Here is a 512-nt window from a genome sequence, read left to right as displayed (position 1 = left end):
CAGCAGCAGGATCTGCTGTATACCGTCGCCGAAATGGCCGCCGACGCCTGGACCGCGCGCGTGGTTGGTGTGGTGAAGCAGGCGCTGCACGCCGGGGTTGATGGTCTCGAAGCGGTGCTGGCGGCGATGTGTCAGCCACAGGTGGCCATTGTCTCCCTGACGATTACTGAGAAAGGCTATTGCCATTCGCCAGCCAGCGGCGAACTGCAGCTCGATCACCCGCTGATCGCCGCCGATCTGCATAACCCGCACCAGCCAAAATCGGCGGCGGGGGTAGTGGTGGAGGCCTTATCTCGCCGCCGGGCGGCCGGCCTGCCTGCTTTTACCGTGATGTCCTGCGATAACATGCCGGAAAATGGTCACGTGATGCGCAACGTCGTCTGCGCCTACGCCCGGGCTTTAGACGAGGATCTTGCCGCATGGATAGAGCAGAATGTCACCTTTCCGTCGACCATGGTGGACCGGATTGTCCCGGCGGTGACTGCCGAAACCCTCGATAAAATTACCCAGCT

1 protein-coding gene is annotated in these 512 nt (G+C 61.7%); it reads left to right on the top strand.

Annotated features, from left to right (window positions below):
• Positions 1 to 512: mannitol dehydrogenase family protein (locus HHU12_RS34890; RefSeq protein WP_449401704.1), on the top strand; the 512-nt coding region annotated here is incomplete at both ends.

The organism is Flammeovirga aprica JL-4 (assembly GCF_012844305.1).
Taxonomy (GTDB): domain Bacteria; phylum Bacteroidota; class Bacteroidia; order Cytophagales; family Flammeovirgaceae; genus Flammeovirga; species Flammeovirga aprica.
The sequence above is the reverse complement of the archived record's forward strand: the minus strand, read 5'-3'. Positions and strand labels throughout refer to the sequence as shown.